The sequence below is a fragment of the Hydrogenophaga sp. IBVHS2 genome, from assembly GCF_002127215.1.
Classification (GTDB): Bacteria; Pseudomonadota; Gammaproteobacteria; order Burkholderiales; family Burkholderiaceae_C; genus Hydrogenophaga.
The window spans coordinates 734,900-758,606 of record NZ_NFUT01000002.1 but is presented as its reverse complement, the minus strand read 5'-3'; the positions used below and the strand labels follow the sequence as shown (position 1 = coordinate 758,606).

General features: G+C 68.5%; 20 protein-coding genes, 1 other RNA gene and 1 pseudogene. 12 read left to right on the top strand and 10 right to left on the bottom strand.

What is annotated here, in order from left to right; translation table 11 throughout:
* Positions 1 to 104 precede the first annotated feature (104 nt).
* From CAP38_RS08260 to glp, 5 genes are all read left to right on the top strand, one after another.
* Entirely contained in the window at positions 105 to 2,165 is a 2,061-nt protein-coding gene (locus CAP38_RS08260) for a sodium-translocating pyrophosphatase (protein ID WP_086120799.1), read from the top strand.
* A 14-nt stretch (positions 2,166 to 2,179) separates the two neighbouring features.
* Positions 2,180 to 3,019 (top strand): metal-dependent hydrolase, encoded by an 840-nt coding sequence (locus tag CAP38_RS08255; RefSeq protein WP_086120797.1) that lies wholly within the window; start codon positions 2,180 to 2,182, stop codon positions 3,017 to 3,019.
* A gap of 75 nt (positions 3,020 to 3,094) precedes the next feature.
* Complete coding sequence (moaA, locus tag CAP38_RS08250) at positions 3,095 to 4,210, top strand: GTP 3',8-cyclase MoaA (protein ID WP_086120795.1); 1,116 nt, start codon at positions 3,095 to 3,097, stop codon at positions 4,208 to 4,210.
* 5 nt (positions 4,211 to 4,215) lie between these two features.
* Positions 4,216 to 4,836 (top strand): molybdenum cofactor guanylyltransferase MobA, encoded by a 621-nt coding sequence (gene mobA / locus CAP38_RS08245; RefSeq protein ID WP_086120793.1) that lies wholly within the window; start codon positions 4,216 to 4,218, stop codon positions 4,834 to 4,836.
* Between the two features lie 3 nt (positions 4,837 to 4,839).
* The gene (glp, locus tag CAP38_RS08240; protein ID WP_086120791.1) at positions 4,840 to 6,111 is read left to right on the top strand and encodes a gephyrin-like molybdotransferase Glp; all 1,272 of its coding nucleotides are present in this window, start codon (positions 4,840 to 4,842) and stop codon (positions 6,109 to 6,111) included.
* 28 nt (positions 6,112 to 6,139) lie between these two features.
* Here glp and CAP38_RS08235 read toward each other — a convergent pair whose 3' ends face one another.
* From CAP38_RS08235 to CAP38_RS08220, 4 genes are all read right to left on the bottom strand, one after another.
* Positions 6,140 to 9,217: an efflux RND transporter permease subunit gene (locus tag CAP38_RS08235; RefSeq protein WP_086120789.1), complete on the bottom strand. Its 3,078-nt coding sequence runs from the start codon at positions 9,215 to 9,217 to the stop codon at positions 6,140 to 6,142.
* A 21-nt stretch (positions 9,218 to 9,238) separates the two neighbouring features.
* Positions 9,239 to 10,393, bottom strand: a complete 1,155-nt coding sequence (locus tag CAP38_RS08230; RefSeq protein ID WP_086120787.1) for an efflux RND transporter periplasmic adaptor subunit — start codon at positions 10,391 to 10,393, stop codon at positions 9,239 to 9,241.
* Between the two features lie 145 nt (positions 10,394 to 10,538).
* On the bottom strand, positions 10,539 to 10,973 hold the full coding sequence (rnhA, locus tag CAP38_RS08225) for a ribonuclease HI (RefSeq protein WP_086120785.1): 435 nt from the start codon (positions 10,971 to 10,973) through the stop codon (positions 10,539 to 10,541).
* A gap of 41 nt (positions 10,974 to 11,014) precedes the next feature.
* Positions 11,015 to 11,773, bottom strand: a complete 759-nt coding sequence (locus CAP38_RS08220) for a class I SAM-dependent methyltransferase (protein WP_179188496.1) — start codon at positions 11,771 to 11,773, stop codon at positions 11,015 to 11,017.
* Positions 11,774 to 11,874: 101 nt separating this feature from the next.
* Here CAP38_RS08220 and gloB point away from each other — a divergent pair, with 101 nt between their 5' ends.
* Positions 11,875 to 12,645: a hydroxyacylglutathione hydrolase gene (gene gloB / locus CAP38_RS08215; protein ID WP_086120780.1), complete on the top strand. Its 771-nt coding sequence runs from the start codon at positions 11,875 to 11,877 to the stop codon at positions 12,643 to 12,645.
* The gene (locus tag CAP38_RS08210; RefSeq protein ID WP_256924362.1) at positions 12,645 to 14,228 is read left to right on the top strand and encodes a transglycosylase SLT domain-containing protein; all 1,584 of its coding nucleotides are present in this window, start codon (positions 12,645 to 12,647) and stop codon (positions 14,226 to 14,228) included. Before gloB ends, CAP38_RS08210 begins: the two co-directional genes overlap by 1 nt.
* 13 nt (positions 14,229 to 14,241) lie before the next feature.
* Here the strand turns inward: CAP38_RS08210 and CAP38_RS08205 are convergent, their stop codons facing one another.
* From CAP38_RS08205 to dnaX, 5 genes are all read right to left on the bottom strand, one after another.
* A complete protein-coding gene (locus CAP38_RS08205; RefSeq protein WP_179188495.1) occupies positions 14,242 to 15,276 on the bottom strand; it encodes an ABC transporter substrate-binding protein in 1,035 nt (344 codons plus the stop codon).
* Between the two features lie 127 nt (positions 15,277 to 15,403).
* Complete coding sequence (locus CAP38_RS08200) at positions 15,404 to 15,805, bottom strand: MAPEG family protein (RefSeq protein ID WP_086120775.1); 402 nt, start codon at positions 15,803 to 15,805, stop codon at positions 15,404 to 15,406.
* Positions 15,806 to 15,834: 29 nt separating this feature from the next.
* Positions 15,835 to 16,434 (bottom strand): recombination mediator RecR, encoded by a 600-nt coding sequence (gene recR / locus CAP38_RS08195; protein WP_086120773.1) that lies wholly within the window; start codon positions 16,432 to 16,434, stop codon positions 15,835 to 15,837.
* Between the two features lie 13 nt (positions 16,435 to 16,447).
* Positions 16,448 to 16,780 (bottom strand): YbaB/EbfC family nucleoid-associated protein, encoded by a 333-nt coding sequence (locus tag CAP38_RS08190; RefSeq protein ID WP_086120771.1) that lies wholly within the window; start codon positions 16,778 to 16,780, stop codon positions 16,448 to 16,450.
* A 40-nt stretch (positions 16,781 to 16,820) separates the two neighbouring features.
* Complete coding sequence (gene dnaX / locus CAP38_RS08185) at positions 16,821 to 18,701, bottom strand: DNA polymerase III subunit gamma/tau (RefSeq protein ID WP_086120769.1); 1,881 nt, start codon at positions 18,699 to 18,701, stop codon at positions 16,821 to 16,823.
* Between the two features lie 66 nt (positions 18,702 to 18,767).
* Here dnaX and ffs point away from each other — a divergent pair.
* The 5 genes and pseudogenes from ffs (at position 18,768) to CAP38_RS08165 (ending at position 20,793) form a co-directional block, all read left to right on the top strand.
* An RNA gene (gene ffs, locus CAP38_RS08180) (signal recognition particle sRNA small type) lies at positions 18,768 to 18,864 on the top strand.
* A 98-nt stretch (positions 18,865 to 18,962) separates the two neighbouring features.
* Positions 18,963 to 19,172: a DUF6538 domain-containing protein gene (locus tag CAP38_RS15430; protein WP_086120767.1), complete on the top strand. Its 210-nt coding sequence runs from the start codon at positions 18,963 to 18,965 to the stop codon at positions 19,170 to 19,172.
* A 191-nt stretch (positions 19,173 to 19,363) separates the two neighbouring features.
* Positions 19,364 to 19,606 (top strand): annotated as a pseudogene (locus tag CAP38_RS08170) (HIT family protein); the annotation flags it as partial.
* A 270-nt stretch (positions 19,607 to 19,876) separates the two neighbouring features.
* Positions 19,877 to 20,284, top strand: a complete 408-nt coding sequence (locus tag CAP38_RS15195; RefSeq protein WP_143435784.1) for a hypothetical protein — start codon at positions 19,877 to 19,879, stop codon at positions 20,282 to 20,284.
* 107 nt (positions 20,285 to 20,391) lie between these two features.
* Entirely contained in the window at positions 20,392 to 20,793 is a 402-nt protein-coding gene (locus CAP38_RS08165) for a hypothetical protein (protein ID WP_143435783.1), read from the top strand.
* A gap of 184 nt (positions 20,794 to 20,977) precedes the next feature.
* Here the strand turns inward: CAP38_RS08165 and CAP38_RS08160 are convergent, their stop codons facing one another.
* The gene (locus CAP38_RS08160) at positions 20,978 to 23,671 is read right to left on the bottom strand and encodes a PAS domain-containing sensor histidine kinase (protein ID WP_179188494.1); all 2,694 of its coding nucleotides are present in this window, start codon (positions 23,669 to 23,671) and stop codon (positions 20,978 to 20,980) included.
* Positions 23,672 to 23,707 lie beyond the last annotated feature (36 nt).

Genomic DNA, 23,707 nt, shown 5'->3' with positions numbered 1-23,707 from the left:
TGCTGCAACGCAGCACCGGACCCGAGCGAGGAAGCAACGCAGCGGGGGCAGCCCCACAGGCGTTGCCCTCTCCAAGTCGTACAAAACAGAGCAGGAGAAACTTCATGGTTGGACAAAGTGCGCTGGTGTTTGCGCTGGTGTGTGGCCTGGTGGCCGTGGTCTACGGCTTCTGGTCGCGCAGCTGGATCCTGTCCCAGGACGCGGGCAACGCCCGCATGCAGGAAATCGCGGGGGCCATCCAGACCGGGGCCGCGGCCTATCTCGCCCGTCAGTACAAGACCATCGGCCTGGTGGGCGTGGTGCTGGCCATCCTCATCGGTGTGTTCCTCGACGGCCCCACGGCGGTGGGCTTCGTGCTGGGTGCGGTGCTGTCGGGTGCCTGCGGCTTCATCGGCATGAACATCTCGGTGCGGGCCAATGTGCGCACGGCACAGGCGGCCACCCGGGGCATCGGGCCGGCGCTCGATGTGGCCTTCCGGGGTGGCGCCATCACCGGCATGCTGGTGGTGGGCCTGGGCCTGCTGGGGGTGGCGGGCTTCTTCTGGTTCCTGGTGGGCAACGGCAACCTCAATGCCACCTCCAACCTCTCGAAGATGCTCAACCCGCTGATCGGTTTTGCCTTCGGCTCCTCGCTGATCTCGATCTTCGCGCGCCTGGGCGGCGGCATCTTCACCAAGGGCGCCGACGTGGGCGCCGACCTGGTGGGCAAGGTGGAGGCCGGCATTCCGGAAGACGATCCGCGCAACCCGGCCGTGATCGCCGACAACGTCGGTGACAACGTGGGCGACTGCGCCGGCATGGCGGCCGACCTGTTCGAGACCTACGCCGTCACCCTCATCGCCACCATGGTGCTGGGCGCGCTGATGGTGGCCGCGGCCCCGATGCAGGCGGTGCTGTATCCGCTGGTGCTGGGTGGCGTGTCCATCATTGCTTCCATCATCGGCTGCTTCTTCGTCAAGGCCAGCCCGGGCATGAAGAACGTGATGCCCGCGCTCTACAAGGGCCTGGCCATTGCCGGCGTGCTCTCGCTGATCGCCTTCTGGTTCGTCACCGCGTGGATCATTCCGGACAACGCGCTGGGCGCTGGCGGCAGCCAGATCCGTCTGTTCGGCGCCTGCGCCGTGGGCCTGGTGCTGACCGCCGCCCTGGTGTGGATCACCGAGTTCTACACCGGCACCCAGTACAGCCCGGTCAAGCACATCGCCCAGGCATCGACCACCGGCCACGGCACCAACATCATTGCCGGCCTGGGCGTGTCCATGCGCTCCACCGCCTGGCCGGTGCTGTTCGTGTGTGCCGCCATCGTCGCTTCGTATTCGCTGGCCGGCCTGTACGGCATCGCCGTGGCGGCCACGTCCATGCTGAGCATGGCCGGCATCGTGGTTGCCCTGGACGCCTATGGCCCCATCACCGACAACGCCGGCGGCATCGCCGAGATGGCCGAGCTGCCCAGCAGCGTGCGCGACATCACCGACCCGCTGGATGCCGTGGGCAACACCACCAAGGCGGTGACCAAGGGCTATGCCATCGGCTCGGCCGGCCTGGCCTCGCTGGTGCTGTTCGCCGACTACACCCACAAGCTGGAAACCTACGGCGCCCGGGTGAGCTTCGACCTGTCCGACCCGATGGTCATCATCGGTCTGTTCATCGGCGGCATGATCCCCTACCTGTTCGGTGCCATGGCCATGGAGGCCGTCGGCCGCGCAGCCGGCTCGGTGGTGGTGGAGGTGCGCCGCCAGTTCAAGGAGATCGCCGGCATCATGGAAGGCACGGCCAAGCCCGAGTACGGGCGTGCGGTCGACATGCTCACCACGGCGGCCATCAAGGAGATGGTGATCCCCTCGCTGCTGCCGGTGGTGGTGCCGATCCTGGTGGGTGTGTTCCTGGGTCCCAAGGCCCTGGGCGGCCTGCTCATGGGCACCATCGTGACCGGCCTGTTCGTGGCGATTTCCATGTGCACCGGCGGCGGCGCCTGGGACAATGCCAAGAAGTACATCGAGGACGGCCACCACGGCGGCAAGGGCAGCGAGGCGCACAAGGCCGCCGTCACCGGCGACACGGTGGGCGATCCCTACAAGGACACCGCCGGCCCGGCCGTGAACCCGCTGATCAAGATCATCAACATCGTGGCACTCCTGATCGTGCCGCTGCTGCCGCTGGCCTGACTCCAGACCCCACCATGACCCAGCTCACCGTCCGTCGACTGCTGATCGACCTGGAAGCCCCGGTAGCGCGCCACTGGTGCGGGGGCGACGCCTTCCTCACCGCCTGGTTCAACGCCCTGTCGATGAGCTTTCCGGTGGGCGAGCAGTTCTTCCTGGACAGCGTTCGCCGGGGCTTCAAGGCCCTGCCGCCGGCGCTGCAGGCGCAGTGGGATGCCGAGGTCAAGGGTTTCGTGGGGCAGGAAGCCACGCACCGGCGCATCCACGCCTTGTTCAATGCCCACCTGGAGCGGCAGGGGCTGGTCAACGGCTGGGAGGGCCGGATCCAGGCCCGCCTGGCCCCGCTGGAACAGGCCGACCCGCGCCATGCGCTGGCCATCACGGCGGCCAACGAACACTTCACCGCCCTGTTCGCCGACTGGCTGCTGGCCCGGCCCGAGGTGCTCGCGCAGGCCGAGCCGCGGCTGCAGACCCTGTGGCTGTGGCACAGCGCCGAAGAATCGGAGCACAAGTGCACCGCCTTCGACCTGTACCAGGCCCTGGGCGGCAGCCACGCGTGGCGGGTGACCTGGATGCGCCGGGTGGCGGTGTTCTTCCTGTTCGATGCGCTGCGCCAGACCGCCGCCAACCTTCGGCGCGACGGCACCCTGTGGCGCTGGAGCACCTGGCGCAGCGGCTGGCGCCATCTGCTGGGACACGACGGGCTGCTGCGGGTGAGCCATGCGGCCTGGAAGGCCTACTTCCGGCCCGACTTTCATCCGGGCCAGCACCACAACGACCTGTCGGAGCGCTGGCTGCAGGCCCATGCCGACCTGCTGTCGCCGGTGGGTGCGGCCAGCGTCACCCCGGCGACCTGAGACCCCGCTGGCGGCGGGGGCGGCGACCCCATTGCACCGGCATGCCCCAGGGGGCATGTCGGATAATCGGTGGTTATGTCCGAACGCGTCATTCCCCTGATCGACCAGCGCCTGCGCAACACGGCGGTGCGCATTCCCGACCGGCCGATCGCGGCCACCGGCCTGCTGGGCGACCAGCTCGGGCGCCCGCTGCGCGACCTGCGCATCAGCGTGACCGACCGGTGCAACTTCCGCTGCAGCTACTGCATGCCCAAGGAAATCTTCGACAAGGACTACGCCTACCTGCCGCACAGCAGCCTGCTGACCTTCGAGGAAATCACCCGCGTGGCGACCCAGTTCGTGGCCCACGGCGTGCAGAAGCTGCGCCTGACCGGGGGCGAGCCGCTGCTGCGCAAGAACCTGGAGGTGCTGATCGCCCAGCTGGCCGCCCTGCGCACACCCGAAGGCCAGCCGCTGGACATCACGCTGACCACCAACGGCTCCCTGCTGGCCCGCAAGGCGAAAGCCTTGAAAGAGGCCGGCCTGCAACGCGTGACCGTCAGCCTGGACGGCCTGGACGACGCGGTGTTCCGTGCCATGAACGATGTGGACTTTCCGGTGGCCGACGTGCTGGAAGGCATCGAGGCTGCGCGCGAGGCCGGTCTGGGCCCGATCAAGGTCAACATGGTGGTCAAGCGGGGCACCAACGACGACCAGATCCTGCCCATGGCCCGCCACTTCAAGGGCAGCGGCATCGTGCTGCGATTCATCGAGTACATGGACGTGGGCGCCACCAACGGCTGGCGCATGGACGAGGTGCTGCCCAGCGCCGAGGTGGTGCAGCGCATCCATGCCGAGCTGCCGCTGGTGCAGCTTGATCCGTCGGCCCCGGGCGAGACGGCCGAGCGCTGGGGCTATGCCGACGGATCGGGCGAGATCGGCGTCATCAGCAGCGTGACCCAGGCCTTCTGTGGCGACTGCAACCGCGCCCGCCTGTCCACCGAAGGCCAGCTCTACCTGTGCCTGTTTGCCACCCAGGGCCACGACCTGCGTCCGCTCATCCGCGGCGGCGCCAGCGATGCGGAACTGGCCAGCGCCATTGCCGCCATCTGGCAACGGCGCGACGACCGTTATTCCCAACTCCGTGCCACCCTGCCGCCCGATGCCTCGGCCGGCCAGCGGCGGGTGGAGATGTCCTACATCGGCGGCTGACTTCCATGATCGAACAGAACCAGATCACCGGCCTGGTGCTGGCCGGCGGGCGCGGCGCCCGCATGGGCGGCACCGACAAGGGCCTGCAGAACTTCAACGGCACCCCGCTGGCGCTGCATGCGCTGCTGCGCCTGCAGATGCAGGACGGCGGCCTGGTGGGCGACCAGATGATCAACGCCAACCGCAACCTGGCGGCCTACGAGGCCTTCGGCGTGCCGGTCTGGCCCGACAGCATCAGCGACTTCCCCGGTCCGCTGGGCGGCTTCCTGACCGGCCTGGAGCGCTGCGAGACCCCCTACCTGCTGACCGTGCCCTGCGACGTGCCGCGCTTCCCCCTCGATCTGGCCCGGCGCATGGCGGCCGCCTTCGACGATCCGGCCACCGAGATCGCCATGGCCTCGGCCCCCGAAGACGGGCAGCTGCGCACCCAGCCGGTGTTCTGCCTGATGCGCATCGACCTGATGGAAAGCCTGACCGCCTTCACCCAGGCCGGCGGCCGCAAGATCGACGCCTGGACCGCCCAGCACCGCACGGTGGAGGTGCCGTTCAACCTCCCCGGCGACGACCCCGAGGCCTTCCGCAATGCCAACACCCTGGCCGAGCTGCACGCGCTGGAAAAGTCCTGAGCCATGAAGACCATCGAACAGATCGCCGCCGAGCTGCAGGGTTACGACCCGCAGGCGCTGAGTGCCGCCCAGGTCAACGACTTCCTGGCCCGGCTGGTGACGCCGGTGACCGGCACCGAGACCGTGGGCGTGTTCGACGCACTGGGCCGGGTGCTGGCCGAGGACATCATCTCGCCCATCAGCGTGCCGCCGCACGACAACTCGGCCATGGACGGCTTTGCGTTCGAGGGCCGCCAGCTGGGTGATCAGGCCCTGACGCTGCAGGTGGTGGGCACGGCGTTCGCCGGCAAGGCCTGGAGCGGCAGCGTGGGGCCGGGCCAGTGCGTGAAGATCATGACCGGCGCCATCATGCCGGCCGGCCTGGACACGGTGGTGCCGCTGGAATTCGTCAAGGTCGAGGGCGAGCACATCACCCTGCCGCCCGGCATCCTCAAGGCCGGTGACAACCGCCGCTTCAAGGGCGAGGACCTGATGCAGGGCCAGCCCGCGCTGCGACGGGGCCAGACCCTGGGCCCGGCGGCCCTGGGCCTGATCGCCAGCCTGGGCCTGCCCACGGTCAAGGTCATGCGCCGCATCCGGGTGGCCTACTTCTCCACCGGCGACGAGATCCTGAGCCTGGGCGAAGCCCCGCGCGAAGGGGCGGTGTACGACAGCAACCGCTACACCGTCTACGGCCTGCTGCGCCGCATGGGCATCGAGGTGCTGGACATGGGCGTGGTGGGCGACGACCCGGCCAGCCTGGAAGCCGCCTTCCGCCAGGCCGCCGAACAGGCCGACGCCATCATCACCAGCGGCGGCGTGAGCATGGGCGAGGCCGACCACACCAAGGCGCTGATGAAGCAGCTCGGCGACGTGGCCTTCTGGCGCATCGCCATGCGGCCGGGCCGGCCGATGGCCGTGGGACGGATCGCCGACGGGCGCAGGCCGGTGCTGTTCGGACTGCCGGGCAATCCGGTGGCGGTGATGGTCACCTTCCTGGCGTTCGTGCGCCCCGCCCTGCAGCAGCTCATGGGCGCCGAGGTCCGTCAGCCCGTCCTGCTGCAGGCCCGCAGCGGCGAGGCCATGCGCAAGAAGCCGGGACGCACCGAGTACCAGCGCGGCACCGTCACCCGCGAGGCCGACGGCAGCCTGGTGGCCCGCACCACCGGCAACCAGGGGTCGGGCGTGCTGCGCTCCATGGTCGAGGCCAACGGCCTGATCGTGCTGCACCACCACCAGGGCAACGTGGCGGTGGGCGACACGGTGGACGTGATGGTGTTCGACGGCGTGATCTGAAGGCACGCCGCCCCTGACCGCTGCCGCCTCACTTGGCGGCGATGAACCCCGCGTCGTCGGAGGCGGCCGGTGCCGGCCGATGGGCCTTGTCCCGCGACAGCAGCGTGTACATGGTGGGCACCACGAACACGGTGAGCAGCGTGCCCAGCGACATGCCCCCCACGATCACCCAGCCGATCTGCTGACGGCTCTCGGCACCCGCGCCGGTGGCCAGCGCCAGCGGGATGGCGCCCAGCACCATGGCGCCGGTGGTCATGAGGATGGGTCGCAGGCGCATGGCGGCGGCGCGCCGCACCGCCTCGATCCGCTCCACACCCTGCTCGCGCAGCTGGTTCGCGAATTCGACGATCAGGATGCCGTGCTTGGTGATCAGCCCCACCAGCGTGATGAGTCCGATCTGACTGAACACATTGAGCGTTCCTCCCGCCAGCTTGAGCGCCAGCAGCGCCCCCAGCATCGACAGCGGCACGCTGAGCATGATGATGAACGGGTCCACGAAGCTCTCGAACTGCGCCGCCAGCACCAGGTAGATGAACACCAGCGACAGCACGAAGACCAGCGCCAGCGAGCCCGAGGCGCTGCGGAACTCCCGGCTCTGGCCGTTGAGGTCGGTGGTGTAGCCCGCCGGCAGGATCTCGGCGGAAATCTGGTCCAGGTAGGCCAGCGCCTCGCCCAGCGAATAGTCGGGCGACAGGTTGGAGGTGATGGTGGCGCTGCGCCGCTGCGCGAAGTGGTTGAGCTCGCGCGGCACCACCACCTCGGAGGTCTTGACCAGCGAGGCCAGCGGGATCATGGCGTCGCCCCGGCCGCGCACGAACAGCCGGTCGATGTCCTCCGGCGTGGTGCGGCTGGCGGAGATCGTCTGCACCACCACGTCGTACTGCTCGCCATCCCTCTTGTAGCGGGTCACGGTGCGGCCGCCCAGCATGGTCTCCACCGTGCGGGCAATCGCATCCACGCTCACGCCCATGTCGGCGGCGCGTTCGCGGTCCACATCAAGGCGGATCTCGGGCTTGTTCAGGCGCAGGTCGGTGTCCACCTGCACGAATCCGGGGTTCTGGGCCAGCCTGTCCTGGAACTGCCGCACCACGCCCGAGAGGTTCTGGTAGGAGTCGTTGGTGACGATGACGAAGTTGACCGGCCGCTCGCGGAAGCCCTGGCCCAGCGAGGGCGGCGTGATCGGGAAGGCGCTGATGCCCGGCAGGGCCGCCACCTTGGGCGCGAGGTCGCGCGCGATCTCCATGGTGGTGCGGGTCCGGTCTTCCCAGGCGGCGCCGCGCATGATCACGCTGCCCTGGGCCACCGACGGGTTGCCCACGATGGTGAAGATGCGGTCGAACTCGGGATAGGTCTGTGCCATGCCCTCGATGGCCTGGGCGTACTTCTGGGTGTAGGCCAGGGTGGCGCCATCGGGCCCGTTGATGGAGGCCAGCACCACGCCCCGGTCCTCCATGGGCGAGAGCTCCTGCCGGGTCGACTGAAGCAGCAGCCAGCTGCCGGCCGCGCTCACCACCATGATGGCCACCATCAGCCAGCGCACTTTCAACGTGGCGCCCAGCAGGCGCTCGTAGCCGTCGCTCAGGCGGGTCAGCTGGCGCTCCATGTAGCGGTCGAAGCGGCCCGGCCGCGGGTTGTGCTTGAGCAGCTTGGAGCACAGCATCGGCGAGAGCGTGAGCGCCACGAAGCCCGAGACGATCACCGCGCCGGCCAGGGCCAGCGCGAACTCGGCGAACAGCTTGCCGGTGCGGCCCGGGGTGAACATGAGCGGGGCGTACACGGCGGCCAGCGTGAGCGTCATGGCCACCACCGCAAAACCGATCTCCTTGGACCCCTTGATGGCGGCCTCGAACGGCTTCATGCCGTCCTCGATGTGGCGGTAGATGTTCTCCAGCACCACGATGGCGTCGTCCACCACCAGGCCGATGGCCAGCACCAACGCCAGCAGCGTGAGGGTGTTGATGGAAAAGCCGAACAGCGCCATGAGGGCAAAGGTGCCGATCAGGCTGACCGGGATGGTCACCAGCGGAATGATGGAGGCCCGCAGCGTGCGCAGGAACACGAAGATGACCAGCGCCACCAGCACCACCGCTTCCGCGATGGTGGTGTAGACCGCCTTGATGGAACGGTCGATGAAGATGGAGTTGTCGTTGGCGACCTCGACCGTCACCGTGTCGGGCAGGTCCTCGCGGATCTGCGGCAGCATGGCCTGCACCGCCGCCGACAGGTCCAGCGGGTTGGCGGTGGCCTGGCGGATCACACCCAGCGAAATGCCTTCGCGGCCGTTGTAGCGCACCGTGGTCCGCTCGTCCTGCGGGGCCTGCTCGACGCGGGCCACATCGCCGATGCGGATGGTCTGGCCGTTGACGGTGCGGATCGGAATGCCGGCGAACTGTGCGGGCGTCTGCAGGTCGGTGGCCGCCGTGACGTTGAACTCGCGCTGCTGGCTCTCGATGCGACCGGCCGGCACCTCCAGGTTGGAGCGGCGCAGCGCGTCCTCGGCGTCCTGCACCGTCAGGTTGTAGGCGGCCAGGCGGTCCGGGTCGAGCCAGATGCGCATGGAATAGCGCCGCTCGCCGAAGATGCGCACGTCAGCGGCCCCCGGCGCGGTCTGCAGGCGCGGCTTGGCAATGCGGTTGGCCAGGTCGCTGAGTTCAAGCGCCGGCATCGACTCGGAGGTGAGCGCCAGCCAGATCACCGGCGAGGCATCGGCCTCCACCTTGGCGATCACCGGCTCGTCCACCTCTTCCGGCAGGCGCTGGCGCACCCGGCTCACCTTGTCGCGCACGTCGGCCGCGGCCGAATCCGGATCGCGGCTGAGCTTGAAACGCACCGTGATCTGGCTCTGCTCCTGGCGACTGATGGAGGTGATGATGTCCACCCCCTCGATGCCGGCCAGCGAGTCCTCCAGCACCTTGGTGACCTGGCTTTCGATGACCTCGCTGGAGGCGCCGCCGAAGGTGGTGGTGACGGTGACCGTGGGTTCGTCGATGTTGGGGTACTCGCGCACGGTCAGGCCCTTGAAGGCCACCATGCCCACGAGCAGCACCAGCAAGGACAGCACGGTGGCGAACACCGGGCGGCGGACGGATATCTCGGGCAGTTGCATGTCGTGCTCCGGATGCCGTCGTCAGCGGCCAGGTGCCGGCGCGGGCGCGGGTGCCGGGGCCTTGGCCACCGCCTTGGCCATGTCGACCACCTTCACCACGGTGCCGTCGCGCTGCAGGCGCTGCTGGCCGGCCACCACCACGGTCTCGTTGCCCTGCAGACCCTGGACGATCTGCACCTCGGCGCCCCGGCGCACGCCGGTCTGCACCTCGACCCGGCGCGAAACCCGCTTGCGCGCATCGCCCTCGCCCTGCTCGTCCAGCACGTACACATACTGCCGGCCGGCCTGCGGCACCAGGGCTTCCTCGGGCACCACCATGGCGGTGTCGTCCACCGAGAACACGGTCAGCACGCGGGCGAACATGCCCGGGCGCAGCTCCTTGCGCGGATCGGCCGGCATGGTGGCGCGCACCGCAATCGATCGGCCATTGGCATCGAGCAGCGGATCGACCGCCAGCACCCTGGCTTCCCAGCTGCGGCCGGGCAGCGCATCGAGCTGCACCTGCACCGGCAGCCCCGGAGCGATGCGGGTCTGGTAACGCTCGGGCAGGCGGAAATCGACCGTGAGCACCGAGGTGTCTTCCAGGTTGACCAGGTCCTGGCCCTCCTGCACGTACTGGCCCAGGTTGATGCTGCGCAGGCCCACGGTGCCGTCAAAGGGCGCGGTGATGCGCATGCGCTGCTGCCGGGCCTGGGCCAGCGTCACCTGGGCCTGGGCCACCTGCAGGGCGGCGCGGCTTTCGTCGAGCACCCGCTGGGCCACGAAGTTCTGGGCCACCAGCTCCTGGTTGCGGTTGAAGTTGGTCTGGGCGATCGACAGCTGCGCCTGGGCCTGGCTGAGCTCGGCGGCCTGCAGCGTGTCGTCCAGCTGCACCAGCAGCTGCCCGCGCCGCACCTGTGCACCGTCGGCGAAGGCGATGCGCTGCACGCGGCCGGCCACCTCGGGCTTGAGGGTCACGCTCTGGCGCGAACGCAAGGTGCCCACCGCCTGGGCGTCGTCCTGCAGGCGCGCACGGCGCACGCTGGTGACCTCCACGCTGGGCGGGCCGGAGGGCGCGCGGGCCGCCGGTGCGGTCGGACCGGCCGCCGGTGCCCGGTGCTGCCACCACCAGGCCGCGCCGGATGCCGCACCGATGCCGGCCACTGCGACCAGCACATGAATCATTTTTTTGGCCATGGTGTCCCGTCTTTGGGGGATGAGAGGACCCGGGACAGCGGCGCACGCTGCGGGGCCCGAAGGCAATGTAGCAGTCCAGAGCGGCGGGCCGGGGATGAAGTTCCCCCGACCCCGCACGCCAGTCGGGGTCGTGCGCGCCCGGCGATCAGCCCGGCACGCCGCGGTTGGCCAGCGCGTCGGCGCGCTCGTTGCCGGGGATGCCCGCATGGCCCTTGACCCAGTGCCATTCGATCTGGTGCGGGCCGCCATGCACCAGCTGGTCCAGGCGCTGCCACAGCTCGGCGTTCTTCACCGGCTGCTTCGCGGCGGTGACCCAGCCTTTCTTCTTCCAGCCGTGAATCCACTCGGTGATGCCTTTGCGAACGTATTCGCTGTCGAGGTAGAGCGAGACGCGGCAGGGCCGCTTGAGCGCTGCCAGCCCTTCGATGACCGCGGTGAGTTCCATGCGGTTGTTGGTGGTGCTGCGTTCGCCGCCCCACAGTTCCTTTTCGTGGCCGTCGGATTGCAGGTAGACGCCCCAGCCACCCGGGCCGGGGTTGCCCTTGCAGGCACCGTCGGTGTAGATCACCACATGGTTCAAGAGAGGATGCTCCAGGAATGTGAAGGAAAGATAAACAGGCCTCAATGGCGGTTGGTCACCGGCACCGGTGCAGCCGCCCGCGCACGGCGCGGCTTCCAGGCCGGCCCGAGCACCCGCATGCCGCGCACCCGCTTGACCGCCACCGCAAAGTACACCGCGCCGAAGACCGGCCACCACCGGGCACCGGCCCGGTCCATCCAGGCCATGCGCTGCAGCCACTTTTCGGTGCGCACCGCAGGCCGGTAGCAGCCATACCGATCGGACTCGATCTCGAAGCTCAGCAGGCGCAGCCAGTCCCGCAGCCGCCAGGGGCCGATGAACTCGCCCGCATCGGGCAGGTACAGGCCGCTGCCGTCGTCCATGCCGGTGCGTTCCCACAGCCGCGCACGACCCTGGCGAAACCCCCACCAGCTCGCCGGGTTGAAGCCGCTGATGACCACGCGGCCTTCCGGCACAAGCACCCGCTCCACCTCGCGCAGCACATGGTGCGGGTCGGCGCTGAGCTCCAGGGTGTGCGGGAGCACCAGCAGATCGAGGCTGGCGGCCGGGAACGGGAGTGCGGCGGCGTCGGTGATGAGGGCGGCGTTTGCCGGGGCCTGCACCGGCTCGGGCAGCGCCAGCCAGCGGTGCGGCATGCGGTTGCTGCGCAAGGCGTGCAGTTCCGGCAGACCCAGCTGCAGCGCGTTGTAGCCGAACAGATCTGCCACGGCCAGATCGAACTGCGCCTGCTCCCAGGCCAGAAGGTACTGGCCGGGGGGCGTGGCGAACCATTCGGTCAACCCTATAATTTTTTCGGTCATGGCGCAGGGGATGGACCCGGGGCGGTTGCCCTCTGCGACACTGCAGAAGGGTGTCCGTCCGGACAGCCCCGCACTCTACACGGCCCAAGGCCCCGCACGGCATGCAGCTTCATCCCCTACCCGCGTTTTCCGACAACTACATCTGGATCCTGCACGACGGCCAGCAGGCCCTGGTCGTGGACCCTGGCGAATCCGATGGCGTGCTGCAATGGCTCGCCCGCAACGGCATCCGGCTCGACACCATCCTCATCACCCACCACCATGCCGACCACACCGGCGGCGTGGCCGAACTGCGGGAAGCCACCGGCGCCCGCGTCATCGGGCCGGCCTTCGAGACCATGCCCGAACCGTTGCAGCGGGTCTCGGGGGGTGAGACCGTCGAGGCCCTGGGCGTGCGGTTCGAGGTGATCGACGTGCCTGGCCACACAGCCGGCCACATCGCCTTCTTCGCGCCCGACGCACCGGGCGGCCCGCTGGTGTTCTGCGGCGACACGCTGTTCTCCGGCGGCTGTGGCCGGCTCTTTGAAGGCACGCCGGCGCAGATGCACGAATCGCTCTCGGCCCTGGCGGCGCTGCCGGGCCACACCCGGGTGTGCTGCACCCACGAATACACCCTGTCCAACCTGCGGTTTGCGGTGGCTGTGGAGCCCGACAACGCGGACCTGCTGGGCTACCAGTCGCACTGCGAGCAGCTGCGGGCCCGGAACCAGCCCACGCTGCCCAGTTCCATCGATCTGGAGCGGCGCATCAACCCCTTCCTGCGCACTGGCGTGCCCGGGGTGGCCGCCGCCGCACAGCGCCACGCGCCCGACACCGGCGCGGACGCCGTGGCGGTGCTGGCCACGCTGCGCGACTGGAAGAACGTGTTCTGATGCGGGCCGCCCATCCCATGCAGCGCGGTCTGCGCCTCGTTCTCGCCTGCCTGGCCCTGGTGGTCGCGGGCTGCGCCTCGGTTCCCTCCGGCAGCAGCCCGGCCGCCGCACCCGCCAGCACGCCGCGTGCTGCAGCCGGCGCACAGCCGGTGGTGCCCTCAGGCCCCCTGAGCCAGATCGGCACCGCCAGCACCCCCGGCATCGACGTGGCCACACTGGCCACGCCGGTGGATCTGTGGGAGCGCATCCGCCGTGGCCTGTCGATGCCCGATCTGGACAACGAGCTGGTGCGCGAACACGAGCGCTGGTACCTCAACCGGCCGGATTACATCCAGCGCATGACCGAGCGCTCCAGCCGCTACCTGTTCCACATCGTCGAAGAGATCGAGCGCCGCAACCTGCCCATGGAGCTGGCGCTGCTGCCCTTCATCGAGAGCGCCTTCAACCCGCAGGCGGTGTCGTCGGCCCGCGCGGCCGGCATGTGGCAGTTCATGCCCGCCACCGGCGCGTCGTTCGACCTCAAGCAGAACGTGTTCCGCGACGACCGCCGCGACGTGCTGGCATCCACCCGGGCCGCGCTGGACTACCTGCAGCAGCTGCACGCCCGTTTCGGTGACTGGCACCTGGCGCTGGCCGCCTACAACTGGGGCCAGGGCAACGTCAACCGGGCCATCACCCGCAACACCCGGGCCGGCCTGCCGGCGAGCTACATCGACCTCACCATGCCGGCAGAGACACGCCACTACGTGCCCAAGCTGCAGGCGGTGAAGAACATCGTGGCACGGCCACAAGCCTACGGCGCCACCCTGCCGGCCATCGGCAACCACCCGTTCTTCGACACCGTGACCATCGAGCGCGACATGGACGTGGCGGTGATCGCCCGCCTGGCCGGCATCAGCGAAGCCGACTTCCGCGCCCTCAATCCGTCGCTCAAGCAACCGGTGGTCATGGCCGCCGGCACGCCCACCGTGCTGCTGCCCTGGGACAACGCCGTCGTCTTCCAGCAGAACCTGGCCCGCCACGACGGCCCGCTGGCCACCTGGACCGCCTGGGTGGTGCCCAGCACCATGTCGGTGGCCCAGGCCGCCAGCAAGCTGGGCATGAGCGAATCCGAGCTGCGCTCGGTCAACAACATTCCGCCCCGCATGCAGGTGCGGGCCGGCTCCAGTCTGCTGGTGCACCGCACCGGCGCACGCGACCGGGACGTGCCCGAGCATGTGGCCGACAACGCCATGCTGGCCCTGCAGCCCGATGTGGTGCTGCGCCGCACCACGGTCAAGGCCCGCAAGGGCGAGACCGTGGCCAGCCTGGCCAGGCGCTACAAGGTTTCGGCCGCCAGCGTGGCCGAGTGGAACAAGCTGTCGGCAGGGGCCGCGCTCAAGGCCGGCCAGAGCGTCACCCTGATGCTGCCCCAGCGCCCCGCTGCCGCTTCGGTGGCCTCCGGCCGCAAACAGGCCGCCACCCGCACCGCGCGCACCCAGGCCAAAGGGAAGACCGCCACCGCCTCAAGCCGCAAGGCCACAACGACGCGCAAGACCGCCAGTTCCAGCAGCCGCACGCGCGTGGCGGCCGGCAAGCCCTGAACCTGCGCCGGGCTCAGGCCCGGAACCGGGCCTTGGACTTGCGCGCGAAATCGTTGGTGTAGCTGCGCTGCAGCTCCTGCACCTCGGGCAGCGGGGCTTCATCGCCCATGGCCATGGCCCGCAGGGCGATCAACGGCCCCTCGGCCGGCATCAGGCCATCGGGCGTCCAGCTCTCGCGCATGCGCTCGAAGGCCGCCAGGTAGAGCGCGCGGTCGCCCTGGAAATGGGATTCGGGCACGGCGCGGATGATGTCGGTCACGCCCGCCGTCTGCAGCCACTTCAGGGCGTGCACCATGGCATCGGCCACCGCCTGACACCAGCGGGGGAACTGGGCGATGAACTCGATGGGCGCTCCCAGGCAGATCGATGGCATGGGCCCGCCGAACAGTTCGGTCGAGCCGCGCAGGGTCCGGGTGTCGGCCACCACCCGCAGCTCGCCGAGCAGTTCCAGCTGCGTGATGACCGGATCCGCAAAACTGATGGCATCGATGGCGCCGTTGCGGAAAGCCTGCACCGCCGCGAACGGGTTGGCCAGGGCCACCAGCTCGACCTGGCCGGGCTCCAGCCCGCCTTTCTCGAAGACCCGTCGCGCCACGGCCTTGCCCGCAGCATGGCCGGACTGGACGCCGATGCGCCGACCTGCCAGGTCGGCCACCTCCCGGAAGGTCGGCATGGTCTTGCGGGACACGCCCACCACGATCTGCGGTGTGCGCGACTGCAGCACGAACGAGCGCATGCGGGACGCGGTGAGCAGCTGGCTGAACGGGCCGCACACGAGGTGGGAGGCCTGGTTCTGGACCGCACGCAGGGCACCGCCCGGCTCGGTCAGTTCGCGCACCTCCACATTCAGGCCTTCGGCCTCGAAGAAGCCCAGCCGCTGGGCCACGGTGAGCGGCAGATAGGCCAGCGAGTTCTTCTGCTCGACAGCGATCACCAGCCGGGTGCTGGTCAGCCGCACCGGCGTCTGCGCACGCACCGGGTCCAGTCCGGCGCCGAGCGCGAGCCCGGTGCCCAGCCTGATCCACTGACGACGATCGCAGTTGTTCACTGCCCGCTCCCGGCCGCTGCAGGGAGCGGCCTGTACCCCGCTTACCGTAACGACCGGGCCCGGGCACCGCATCGGGACCAATCCCGAGCGGGAAACTACCGAGGCTGCGGGACGTGCCGCCGCGGTCTCAGGCGAACAGGATGGCGACGTTCAGGGCCAGTGCGAGCAGCCAGACCAGCGAACGGGCGGTGGCCTGATCGGCCACATACATGAGCACGTAGAGCACCCGCAGGAACACCCACAGGAAGGCCATGACATCGAGCCGCATCTGGTAGGCCCCGGCCTGGTGGGCAATGATGACGGCGGCAAAGAAGAACGGCAGCGCCTCGAAGGTGTTGGCCTGGGCCGCGTTGGCGCGGGCGCGCCAGTCGGTCTGGCGGGCCAGCCAGGCGCGCGGGTTGTTGTTGTCGTAGCCACCCGCCTTGGGCGAGACCTTGAACATGCCCCACTTGGCCAGACCGGCGCAGAAGATGGGCAGCAAGGCTGCAACGAGCACGGCCCAGTAGGCCACGGTGAGTCCGGATTTCATGGGCAGAGGCTCCAGTTCGGGGAAAACGGTCAGCGCCGGTCGACCAGCGCGTGGGCGATGGTGCCCAGATCGACGTATTCAAGTTCGCTGCCCACCGGAACGCCCCGGGCCAGCCGGGTGACCTTGATGTCCCGGTCGCGCAGGGCCTGGGTGATCACGTGGGCCGTGGTCTCGCCCTCGGCGGTGAAGTTGGTGGCCAGGATGACCTCGCGCAGCACCGGTGCGTCGGTGTCCATGATGCGCTCCAGCAGCTTGTCCAGACCGATGTCGCGCGGACCCACGCCGTCCAGCGGACTGAGCTTGCCCATCAGCACGAAGTAGAGGCCCTTGTACGCGCCGGTGCGCTCCATGGCGGCCTGGTCGGCCGGGGTCTCGACCACACAGAGCTGGCTGCGGTCGCGCCCGGGGTCGGCGCAGGTGGCACAGATGTCGGCCTCGGTGAAGGTGTGGCACAAGCCACAGTGCCGGACCGAGGCATCGGCCTCGCGCAGCGCATCGGCCAGCACCCGGGCGCCGTCCCGGTCGTGCTGCAGCAGGTGGAAGGCCATGCGCTGGGCCGACTTCACTCCCACCCCGGGCAGGCGACGCAGCGCCTGCACCAGGCGCTCGAGCGAGAGGTTGTCGGCCACGCGGGGCGCCGGATCAGAACGGGAACTTCATGCCGCCGGGCAGGCCCGGCATGCCGGCCGTGAGCTTGCCCATCTTCTCGCTGGAGGTGGCCTCGGCCTTGCGCACCGCGTCGTTGAAGGCGGCGGCCACCAGGTCTTCGAGCATGTCCTTGTCGTCGGCCAGCAGGCTGGGGTCGATGGTCACGCGCTTGACGTCGTGCTTGCAGGTCATCACCACCTTGACCAGGCCGGCGCCGGACTCGCCGGTGACCTCGATGAAGGCCAGCTCTTCCTGGGCCTTCTTGAGGTTGTCCTGCATGGCCTGGGCCTGCTTCATGAGGCCGGCGAGTTGTCCTTTGTTGAACATGGCAATCCTTGTGGTCTGAATGGGGGAACGGTAAGAGGGGTCAGCGGCCGGAGCTGTCGACGGCCTTGATCGAGCCGGGCACGATTCTGCCGCCAAAGTCGCGCATCATCGCCTGCACGAAGGGGTCGGCCATGATCTGTGCCTCGGCCTGCTGCTGGCGCTCGCGGGCCTGGGCGGCCAGCCGGCGCGCCGGGGCATCGACCACCGGGCCGATCTCCACCGACAGCCGCACCGCATGCCCTGCGGCCTGCAGCGCCGTGGCCAGCCGCTCGCGCGTGTTGCCTTGGTTGAGCGATTCGCGCTCCACCCGCAGCAGCCACTGGCCCTCGTCGCGGGCCACCAGCTGCGACTGCAGCGCCAGCTCCCGCACCAGGGCGGTGATGGCCTCGGTGCGCACCAGCTGCATCACCACCTCGAACCAGGCATCCCCTTCGGGCGTGGGTTGCAGCGCAGCCTCGGGGGCGGCGGCGCGGGGCTGGTCGAGCCGGCCGGGTTCGCCGGGATCGCGCACCGGTATGCGCATCAAGGGCGGACGCGAGGCCTCCGCCGGGGGCGGTGCGGTGCGCAACGGCGCCGGGTCGGCCGCGCGGGTGACCGGCAGGTCAGGCTCCCAGGGCGGGCCGTCATCGTCCGGCTCGGGCCAGGGGGCGTCATCGGGCGGGGGTTCCTTGTCCGCCGGGGCGGACACGGGCGCAGAGATGGGGGCGGGCGCTGGCGACGGTGCCGGCGATGGCGACCGAGCGGGGGCCCCTGCGGGCTGCACCGGCAGGGCTGCCGGCACGACCGCCTCAGGCGTTTTCAGGCTTTTTTTTTCCGCCGTGCCGGAAGGCTTGAAGGCCAGCAGGCGCAGCAGGATCATGGTCAGGGCCGCGTACTCGTCGGGCGCCAGCCCGAGTTCGGTGCGGCCGTGCAGGCACAGGCTGTAGAGCAGGTGGGTCTCGTCGGGCGGCAGCAGCCCGGCCAGCCGGGCCACCTCGGGCGCGTCCGGGTCGTCGGACGGCGGCGCATCGGGCACCGCCTGCAGCACCGCCGTGCGCTGCAGCACGGCGGTCATGTCTTCGAGCGTGCCGGCCGCGCTCAGGCCCTGGGTGCGCAAGGCGTTCACGGTGTCGACCACCGCCGCGCCGTCGGCACGGGCCAGGGCGTCGATCAGACCCAGCACCGGGGCGCTGTCGACCGCGCCCAGCATCTGGCGCACGCCGGCCTCCTGCAGGCTGCCGCCACCGAATGCAATGGCCTGGTCGGTGAGCGACAGGGCATCGCGCATGGAACCGCGCGCGGCACGGGCCAGCAGGCGCAGGGCGCCGGCATCGGCCGCCACCGATTCGGCCTGCAGCACCTGCTGCAGGTGCGAGGCCACGGTCTCGGGCGCCATCGGCCGCAGGTTGAACTGCAGGCAGCGCGACAGCACCGTCACCGGCACCTTCTGGGGGTCGGTCGTGGCCAGCACGAACTTGAGGTATTCCGGTGGCTCCTCCAGCGTCTTCAACATGGCGTTGAACGCCGTGTTGGTGAGCATGTGGACCTCGTCGATCATGAAGACCTTGAAGCGGCCCTGCACCGGCTTGTAGACCGCCTGCTCCAGCAGGCCCTGGACCTCGTCGACGCCCCGGTTGGAGGCGGCGTCGAGCTCGGTGTAGTCCACGAAGCGGCCGGCATCGATGTCGGTGCAGGCCTGGCACACGCCGCAGGGCTCGGCGGTGACGCCGCCCTGTCCGTCGGCGCCCAGGCAGTTGAGCGACTTGGCCAGGATGCGCGAGACGGTGGTCTTGCCCACGCCGCGCGTGCCGGTGAACAGGTAGGCGTGGTGCAGGCGCCCGGTGGTCAGGGCATTGGTGAGGGCCTGCACCACATGGCCCTGCCCGACCATCTCGGCAAAGGAGCGAGGGCGGTACTTGCGGGCCAGGACGACGTAGGACATCCGCCGGATTCTAAAGGCGGGGTGATGCCCGGGCCGGTACCCGTCCCATCGCCTACAATCAGACCTGACGGGCCTTCCCGCATGGTGAAGCGGCCAACCGGGTCAGGTGGGGAACCAAGCAGCCCTAACTGTGAATCCAGTGCCGGGGTCAAGGCTCGTCACCTTCTTTCAGCTAAGTCCTACTCTCACATGGACTTACGCAAAATCAACAGCTTCCGGCCTTTCGGCATGTCACTTTGACGTGTCACTTTCTCAAAAATCATGAGCAAGTTAGACATGGCAAAACTACCGGGGCTGCACCTCCGAGCGGGGGTGTATCAGTTGCGTGTGATGGTCCCCAGCGACCTCCAGAAACACTACGGAAAAAAGAAGCTCACCAAGAGCCTCGGCACAGGCTCGGCCAGAGAGGCTGCGCTCGCTGGAGCAAGGGAGCGCGCCCTCCTCCTTGAGCAGTTCGACCACAAGCGCTAAGAGCTGAATCCGCAGGCGCTCGAACGTTTAACACCTGAGCTGGCGGAGCAGCTCGCGCAGAGCATCCGCACCAGCTTGCTGTCCATAGATGACACCCTTCGGGACCAGCCCGACCTAGCGGAGATACTGCTCGATGCGGGCCACAGCATTCGCCAGCGTTCGGAGCTGGTGATCAACGGGACCGAGCGCCAACCTACTTCGACCTGAGCCAATCCGAACTCAAGGCCTGCGACAGGCTCCTCCATGAAACCAAGGCAGCTATCCAGTCCGAGGACCGGACTGTGGATGGGTTCAACATCGGGATGAACGCGGGCGAAGTGACAGGGCAAACCGTCTTCGACTGCCACATCCACCTAATTCCTCGCAGGCGAGGTGATGTCGAGAATCCGAGGGGAGGAGTAAGACACCTGATTCCCGGGAAGGGCCACTACTAGGAGCCGTTAGTGTCAGTGCTGCAGCAGGAGAGCAGCAGCCCAGCGGGGGGCAGCCTGGTGGCCCTGTACGGCCTACAGTGCCTTCGTGGGTGCCTCAAGTGGCAGTCGGCGCCACAAGGGAGAAAAGTCGCTTCGGGGCTTATCCGACACCTTCCCACTTGCTCATCTCCGGCCTCAGCAGGTAGCTATCAGTGCCTCGTCCCTTCGGCTGTAGACTGCGCCGCGATATGTCTGCATCAAACCCCCATCAGCCAACAGAAAGGGTACACAATGAACGCGGTTCGTGCGCTTGCCTCCCTGGGTCCGGGGGTGGCCGCCACCAAGAGACAGGCCTCCTGCCTTCTCGGCGCAGCTTTCCTGTTTATCGGCAGCGCACACGCAGCCGACAGACACTTTCTCAATGGTGCCGGTGCTGCTTCATGCGGTAAGTACCTTGAGCATCGGGCTTTTCAGAACCAAAGCTTCAACGACTTGTACATGAGCTGGCTGCAGGGCTACCTCAGCGGGATCAACATCACTCGCGCAAGAACAAACAGATCGGAGCTGAGAGAGTTGCCCGATGGTCCTTCGATGCTCGCCTACGTAGACAAGCACTGCCGTGAAGCCCCATTGACTGATGTTTGGCTAGGCGCTGAACGGATGCTCCTGGAGCTTCCCAGGTTTCCCCCTGAAAAGTGACGGGAGCCCACCACATGGACATGACTGCACTCACTGCCGCTCAAGCGAGCATCAGGGCCCTAGCAGGCCTAGCGAGGGCGACCACTTCCGCGGTTGTCGACCACCAGATGAAGGACAAGCTGATTGACATTCAGCAAGGCATCCTTGATGTTCAATCCAAGCTCGCTGATGCAACTGAGGAGCGCTTGAACCTGCTCGGAGAGCTGGCAGAGCTAAAGCAGAAGATGCGCGACCTTGAGGCTTCACAGGCAGCCTTGGACAGCTACGAGTTGCACGCGGTGGCCCCTGGGCAGTTTCTCTACAAGTCGAAGCCTGAGTCGCACGAGGTGGACCACTACGCATGCCCCCAGTGCTTCGGCTCAGGAAAGGTGAACGTGCTCCAGTCCAAGAAGACCGGAAGGGAGCAAATCTCTTACTCGTGCTTCACCCCGTCCTGCCGCTTCCAGATGGCCGTAGGGCCGAATGATCCGCCCATGCCACTACGGCGAACAAGAAATTGGGCCGTCTGAGTCAGCCCTATTCCATGCCATACACTGGGCATCCGCGTGTCACTTCGATGTGTCACTGCCGAACAGAAGACCTCCGTAAGCCGTTGATTTAATTGAGGCTGACGCGCCAAACCACAAGGTCAAGGCTCGTCACACCCCCTCTTCTCTTCTCTTCTCTTCTCTGCTCTTCCTTCCGCACACGCCCTCAGGCCCCCGCGCCTGCGAGCGCCGCCGTGACCTGCTCGGCCAGCTGCTCCAGCCGGTAGGGCTTGGTCAGCAGCCGCACGCCCGGGGGCACGGCACTGTGGGCGCTGATGGCCCCCTCGGGATAACCCGAGGTGTAGAGCACCGGCAGGCCCGGGCGCAGCTCGGCGGCGCGCTGACCCAGCTCGAAGCCGGACAGGCCACCGGGCATGACGATGTCGGTGAACAGCAGGTCCAGCGGCCGGTCGCTGGCCAGGATGTCCAGCGCGATCAGGCCGTCGTGGGCCTGCACCACCCGGTATCCCAGGCTTTCCAGCTGGGCCACGGCGAAGTCCAGCACCAGTTCGTTGTCCTCCACCACCAGCACCGTCTGGCCGGTGCCCCTGAGCACCGATGAGGGCGCCGACTCGATCGGCAGGATGTCGGCGGCCTGGTTCTGGCGCGGCAGGTACAGCTTGACCGTGGTGCCCAGGCCGACCTCGGAATAGATCTCGGCATGGCCGTGCGACTGCTTGACGAAGCCATAGACCATGGCCAGGCCCAGCCCGGTGCCCTTGCTCTTGTCCTTGGTGGTGAAGAAGGGCTCGAACACCCGCTCCAGCACCTGCGGATCGATGCCCACGCCGGTGTCGGACACCGCGATGCACACGTACCGCCCGGGCTGCAGATCGACATAGCGGGCCACATAGGCGGCGTCCAGCTCGATGTTGTGCGTCTCGATGATCAGCGAGCCGCCTTCGGGCATGGCGTCGCGCGCATTGATGGCCAGGTTGAGCACCGCGTTCTCCAGCTGGCCGGGATCGATCTTGGACTGGCCGGTGGAGGGCTCGCACAGGATGCGCACGTCGATGGACGCGCCGAGCGTGCGCACCAGCAGGTCCCGCATGCCATGCACCAGTTCCTGCACGTCCACCGTGCGGGGCTGCAGGGGCTGGCGCCTTGCAAAGGCCAGCAGGCGACGGGTGAGTTCGGCACCGCGCTCGGTGGCCTGGCCGATCATCTTGAGCAGCCGGTGTTCCAGGCCGCCGGGTGGAATGCGGTCGAGCAGGATCTCGGTGTTGCCCATCATCACCGTGAGCAGGTTGTTGAAGTCGTGCGCCACGCCGCCGGTGAGCTGGCCCAGGCTCTCCAGCTTGCGCGACTGCTGCAGGTGGGCTTCCATTTCCTTGCGCTCGCTGATGTCTCGCTCCACCGCCACCCAGTGGGTGAACCAGCCCTTCTCGTCGGCCAGCGGCACGATGTCGAGCTCCAGCCAGAACGGCTGGCCGTCCTTGGTGTAGTTGATGAGTTCTTCGCGCACCGGCTGCCAGGCCTCCAGCGCGACGCGGATGCGGTCCAGTGCGTCGCGCTGGGTGGCCGGTCCCTGCAGGATGCGGGGCGAACGGCCGATGGCCTCTTCCCGCGTGAAGCCGGTGCGGCGCTGGAAGGCGTCGTTGACGAACACGATCTTCGGACCGGGCTCGTCGAAGGGCTCTGCCTCGGTGATCAGCACGATGTCGTTGAGCCGGTTCACCGCCGTCTCCAGCAGGCGCAGGCGGGCGTTCTTCTCGTGCTGGGCGGTGATGTCGCGGGCCGCTCCCGCCACCCGCTGCACCGTGCCGTCCGGGCTGCGCACCGGATCGGCCTTGCCCTTGATGTGGCGGATGGCGCCATCGGCCCGGACGATGCGGAACTCCAGATCGAACAGGCCGCGGGACTGCCCGGCAAACGCCGCCGCCATGCGGCCCCGGTCATCCGGGTGCACCGCATCCAGCCACTCCTGCGGGCGCTGCAGCAGCCGCGCGGCGCTGCGACCCCACACCCGTTCGTAGCCCGGCGACACATACAGGAATTCGGCCCGCTCCACGTCGTAGAGCCAGAACACCTCCTCCAGCGTGCGGGCCAGCTGCTGGAAGCGGGCCTCGCTCTCGATCAGGGCCGACTCGGCCGCCAGCTTTTCGGTCACGTCCTCGGCCAGCACCAGGCGGGCCTTGAGGTCGCCCCAGTGCAGCTGGTGCGAGGTGATGTCGACCCGGAACCGCCGGCCCTGTGCGTCCATGTGCTCCCAGATGCCGGCGGCGTTGGTGACCCCCTGCAGCCGGCGCAGCTGCGCCAGGAAGGCCGGCACCGTCTCGGGCGGGCGGATCTCGGTGACCTTCATCTGCAGCAGGCGCTCGCGGGAATGGCCATAGCGTTGCACCGCCATGTCGTTGACCGCCAGGAAGTCCAGGGTGACCGGGTCGTACACCCAGACCGGGTGCGGGATGGCGTCGAACAGCTTCTGGTACCGCGCCAGCTCTTCGTGGGTGCGCCGGTCGACCGTGATGCGGGTGTGCGCCAGCATGGCAAACACTCCCTGCCCGCTGCGGATGGGGGTGATGTCGACCCGGAACCAGTTCTGCTCGGCGGGCGAGTGGCAGGGGTACTCCAGGGAGGCGGTCGGGGTCCGGCCCGACAGCACCGACCGCAGGGCGCTGGCCAGCTGCCGGGCATCGTCGGCACAGTCGCCGCTCACCTGATCGCACAGCGTCAGGTAGTTGGTCCCGAGGCAGAAGCGCGCATCGCGCAGACCGCCCGCCGCACCGAAGTCGATCCAGGCCTGGTTCACGCAGACGATGGTGCCACCCGCATCGACCACGGCCACATGGGCCGGCAAGGTGTCCAGGATGTCCTGCATCGAGGGCAGACCGGGGGTCGGGACGTCGATCTCGTTCATGGGAAGGGGAGCGCGGGTGTGTGGGTTGATGGGGAC